This window comes from Deltaproteobacteria bacterium, from assembly GCA_019309045.1.
Lineage (GTDB): Bacteria > Desulfobacterota > Syntrophobacteria > BM002 > BM002 > JAFDGZ01.
In genome coordinates this window covers 1-4600 of the sequence record JAFDGZ010000150.1, presented here as the reverse complement: position 1 = coordinate 4600, position 4600 = coordinate 1, and the positions used below count along the sequence as shown (strand labels likewise).

3 protein-coding genes and 1 pseudogene are annotated in these 4600 nt (G+C 53.8%); 1 reads left to right on the top strand and 3 read right to left on the bottom strand.

Annotation, left to right across the window (positions count from 1 at the left end; all coding sequences use genetic code 11):
• Positions 1-217: TRAP transporter large permease subunit (locus tag JRI89_16880; protein MBW2072905.1), on the top strand; the 217-nt coding region annotated here is incomplete at its 5' end.
• A 527-nt stretch (positions 218-744) separates the two neighbouring features.
• Here the strand turns inward: JRI89_16880 and pckA are convergent.
• The 3 genes and pseudogenes from pckA to glgA form a co-directional block, all read right to left on the bottom strand.
• Positions 745-2346 (bottom strand): phosphoenolpyruvate carboxykinase (ATP), encoded by a 1602-nt coding sequence (gene pckA, locus JRI89_16875; GenBank protein ID MBW2072904.1) that lies wholly within the window; start codon positions 2344-2346, stop codon positions 745-747.
• A 110-nt stretch (positions 2347-2456) separates the two neighbouring features.
• Positions 2457-2681 carry a DUF1049 domain-containing protein gene (locus tag JRI89_16870; protein ID MBW2072903.1) on the bottom strand — a complete coding sequence of 75 codons (225 nt, stop codon included), beginning with the start codon at positions 2679-2681 and terminating at the stop codon, positions 2457-2459.
• Between the two features lie 33 nt (positions 2682-2714).
• Positions 2715-4195: pseudogene (gene glgA, locus JRI89_16865) on the bottom strand (glycogen synthase GlgA).
• Between the last annotated feature and the right edge of the window lie 405 nt (positions 4196-4600).

Sequence of the window (4600 nt, the reverse complement as noted above, 5' to 3'; positions counted from 1 at the left end):
CATCAATCTGCTGCACCTGGGGGTGATTTTTCTTACCAACCTGCAAATCGGCTACTCAACTCCGCCAATCGGCATGAATCTTTTTATTGCCAGTCTGCGCTTCGACCGTTCAATTGTTCAACTTGGGCTCGCAGCCCTTCCCTTCCTGGCAATTCTGCTCGTCGCCCTCGTTTTCATCACTTTCTGGCCTCAGTTGAGTCTCATGCTGGTGGGCTAACAGTGCCCTCCCGAAGCCTGCGGACCCTGGCCACAACTGGAGGATGAGAGTAGGAGAACCAGGCATAGAAAGGGAAAAGGAAGAAAAGCAAGGTAAGTAATGAGAATCATTATCTTCATGGCTGGCCAGGTCGGGCAGAACTGGAAAAGTGGTCTCAAAAGAAAAATTTGCTTATAATTCTTATGAAGAACATATGATTTCAACCAGAGATCAGTCTGGAACCCCATATGCAAGGAGATGAGCAAATGAGTAAAACAGAAAACCTCAGCTGTCCAGATGGATATGAACTGGCCTGCATGAAGGCCAAAGACGAAGACAAGTGCTGTTGCTGTTGCATAAGCGTTCTGGCGCCCACTCGCAGTGACTCGTCAGGGTCAGCAGCTTAAAAGAGGGCCAGCTCACAACAGGAACGGCAATTTGCTAGCAGAAGCCGAGACCCGTGGTGACCCATGGTAGTCACCACGGGTTTTTCATTCTGACTTTGCCCGTGCGAAATCTTCCTCGATTATGAGCCTCCAGCCTCACCATCAAAGGCGGCCGATGGCCTCTCTTACCTCGGTTGTCACCTTGTTTGCAAATGGCTCGAATTCCTTACCAAACATGGCAGCAAGTTCGCTGGCCTTGGCATCATAAGCAGCGCTGTCCGCCCAGGTATTCTTTGGCTTCAGTACCTCATCAGGCACACCGGGACAGTTCCGGGGAATGTGCAGGCCAAAATGCGGCTCCTGTTCGAAGGGCACCTCGTCCAGGGCGCCCTCAATCGCTGCTTCCACCAGTCTGCGGGTATGAGCTATGGACATCCGCTCGCCCACGCCGTAAGTGCCGCCAGTCCAGCCTGTGTTGACCAGCCAGCAGTTCACCTGGTGTTCGGATATCTTTTCCTTCAAGAGACTGGCATACACGGTTGGCGGCAGGGCCATAAAGGGAGCACCAAAGCAGGCACTGAAAGTAGCCTGCGGTTCGGTGATGCCCTTTTCCGTGCCCGCCACTTTCGCGGTATAGCCCAGGAGAAAGTGGGCCATGGCCTGCGCCGGGGTAAGCTTGCTGACTGGCGGCAAAACCCCGAAGGCGTCGCAGGTGAGCATGACTATGTTTTTGGGGTGGCCCCCAACACCGCTGAGCTCTGCATTGGCAATGTGGCTTATTGGATAAGCAGCTCTGGTGTTCTCGGTGAGGGAGTCGTCATCAAGATCAATGCGGCGGGTTATAGGGTCAATGGCGACGTTTTCCAGCACAGTTCCAAACCTTCTGGTACACTCATAAATATCCGGTTCTGCCTCCGCCGAAAGACGGATCACCTTGGCATAGCAGCCCCCCTCGAAGTTGAAGACGCCATTGTCGCTCCAGCCGTGTTCATCGTCGCCGATAAGCCGGCGCCCGGGTGCAGCTGAAAGTGTGGTCTTGCCGGTCCCGGAAAGGCCAAAGAACACAGCCACGTCGCCCCTGTCACCCACATTGGCGGAGCAGTGCATGGAGAGCACTCTTTCCTGTGGCAGGAGATAATTCATGATGGTGAACACTGATTTCTTGATCTCGCCGGCATAGCTGGTGCCGCCGATAAGCACCAGACCTTTGCCAAAATGGACCACGATAAAAGCGCCAGAGCGGGTGCCGTCCAGATCAGGAACCGCGTGGAACTGCGGTGTACAGATAATGTGGAAGCGCGGCCGGTGACTATCAAGCAGTGCGCGGTCCGTGATGCGGATAAACATATTGCGGGCAAAAATGCTGTGCCAGGCGGTCTCGGTCACCACCCGAATAGGCACACGATAGCGCGGGTCGGCCCCTGCATAACAGTCCTGAACATAAACGTCTTTCCCCTGCAAATAAGCCAGCAGCCTGTGGAACAAGCGTTCGAACTTGTCCTCCTCGAAAGGAACATTGACATCACCCCACCAGATCTTATCTTCACTGCTCGGCTCTCTTACAATAAATTTGTCCTTTGGAGCCCTGCCGGTGTAGTGGCCAGTGCGCACAACCAGTGGGCCCAGATGAGCGATGAGTCCTTCACGCCGGCGCACTGCCTGCTCATAGAGTCTGGAAGTGGTAAGGTTCCAATAAATGTACGATAAATTCTCCAGGCCAAGATCCTCCAGCCCCTTGTAAGAAGGCCGTCCTTGGTGTGACATAGCACCGTCTCCTTTTCTACCGCTTGAATCTCACTTTTGTTGTCTGACAGAGCAAGTGAAAGTGGTCAGCAATCGCCAACGCCTCCGTGAGTGTGTTCAACAGGGTGTCCTTATTCAGCCTGGGCACTGTCAGTACGACGCTCCTTTCTGAGCACCATTCCTGAAACCAGGCCGACCACCACGCCGACGATAAAGGTACCCACCAGCACCAGGGCCCTGGATGCGGCAGTGCTCCAGAAGAGAAACCGGACCTGCACTACTTCTGCGTTCTGATAAATAAAAGTCGCAAAAAGAACTGCGAGAACCAGGAAAAGCAACCGTTTTGCACTCAGCATCTTAAACCTCCATGAGAAAGCTCTGGCAAAGACCTATCTCTGCAAAAGTTGTTGGTAGAGCTCCAGATATTTCTGGGCAGAAGTTCCCCAGCTGAAGTCCATTTTCATAGCGTTTTTCATGATCTGCTTCCAGACCTCTGGCCGAGCATAACAGCGCAGGGCCTGCAGTACTGCTCCCAGTAGAGCCTCGGGTTCGTATTTTTCAAAGGTGAAGCCCACCCCACTGTTCTGCCTGGGGTCGTAGGGCTCCACCGTATCGAACAGTCCTCCCGTGGCCCTGACAATGGGCACCGTGCCGTAGCGCAGGCTGTAGATTTGATTGAGGCCGCACGGTTCATACCGGGATGGCATAAGGAACATGTCAGCACCTGCCTCGATTTTGTGGGCCAACCGATTGTCATAACCGAAGCGAACACCTATTTTCTCGGGATAACCCTGGGCAAGTTCAGAGAAGAACCGCTCGTATTTCAACTCTCCAGAACCCAGAAGCACCATGCCCAGGTCCTGCTCCATGAGATTATCGATGATGTCTGTCAGCAGGTCAAACCCCTTCTGTTCTGCCAATCTGGAAACCATGCCCAGCAGTGGACGATGCTTCAGGCTTGGGGGCAACTGAAAGGCATCGAGCAGATCCTCCTTGCAGATGAGCTTACCGCTGAGATCTTCGACTGAATAGGGCGCGGCAATATATGGGTCTGTCTCAGGATTCCACTCCCTGTAGTCCACCCCGTTCAAAATGCCATGGAGTTTGTCTTTGTACTGCCGCAGCAGACCATCCAGGCCGTTGCCATACTCGCTAGTACAGATCTCTTCACTGTAGCGGGGACTCACCGTGGTAATGGCATCAGCACAGACAATGCCAGCCTTCATAAAGTTCACCCCTCCCCAGAATTCCATCCCTGCCACGCTGAAGAAGCTTTTCGGCAGTCCCGTGAGCGTGAAGAGGTCTGCGGCAAAGATGCCCTGATAGCCAATGTTGTGGATGGTAAAGACACTCTTTGTTCCACGCCAGAAAGACTCCCGCCTGTAAAGCAGGTCGAGGTAGGCTGGCACCAGGGCTGTCTGCCAGTCATGGCAGTGAATGATGTCAGGTTTGAAGTTGAGCTGCCGGCACAAAAGTGGCACCGTTCGACAAAAGAAAATGAAGCGTTCGCCATTGTCGAAGTAATCACCTTTTTCACTGCCGTAAAGCTGGCTGCGATCGAAAAATTCATCCCTTCTAACAAAGTAGACCAACACCTGCCCCCGGTCACTGCTCTGCCACACATCAGCCGTGATCAACCTTGAGCCGAGAGGCACAGGCATGTCTGCCAGCAGACAAGTCGCCGCCATCTCTGCCTCCCTGACGCACCGGTAAAGCGGCATAGCGACTCGCACCTCGCAGCCAAGCTCCCGCAAGGCCTGGGGCAGCGAGCCCAGGACATCCGAAGCTCCCGCAAGGCCTGGGGCAGCGAGCCCAGGACATCCGCCAGCCCCCCGGTCTTGGCAAAAGGAGCCACTTCCGACGAAACCATGAGGATCTTCAGGTCTTTCCTTGCCACTGGCACCAGCCTGCTCTCACCTCTGAAGTCTTTTGAAGGGAGGGAAATCAGCAGAAACGTCAACAGTCAAATTTGCCAAAATCAACCGCGGCGAGTCCTTGCACTATACAGAAGCGCACCCGGTAAAATGCCTTGCAATAAAAGCCAGCGAAAAAAGCTCCAGCCTAGCAGCCAAACAGGCAACTCGTAGCCCCTAACCAGCTTCTCTCTTGGATCGCGGCTAGAGAGCTGCTCTAACTGGATCTGTTGTCAAGATTCACTGCTAGGACAAGATGTCGCTGCAACAAGGCCCACAAATCGCAACCTGCAACTCGTCATTGCCCAAGTCAAACAAATCTCTGGGAAACATGCTACAGAATTCTTTGTCCTGTAGCTCTG

Coding starts and splice junctions, on each gene's coding strand:
- pckA (MBW2072904.1), bottom strand. CDS start 2,346: ATGTCACACCAAGGACGGCCTTCTTACAAGGGGCTGGAGGATCTTGGC.
- JRI89_16870 (MBW2072903.1), bottom strand. CDS start 2,681: ATGCTGAGTGCAAAACGGTTGCTTTTCCTGGTTCTCGCAGTTCTTTTT.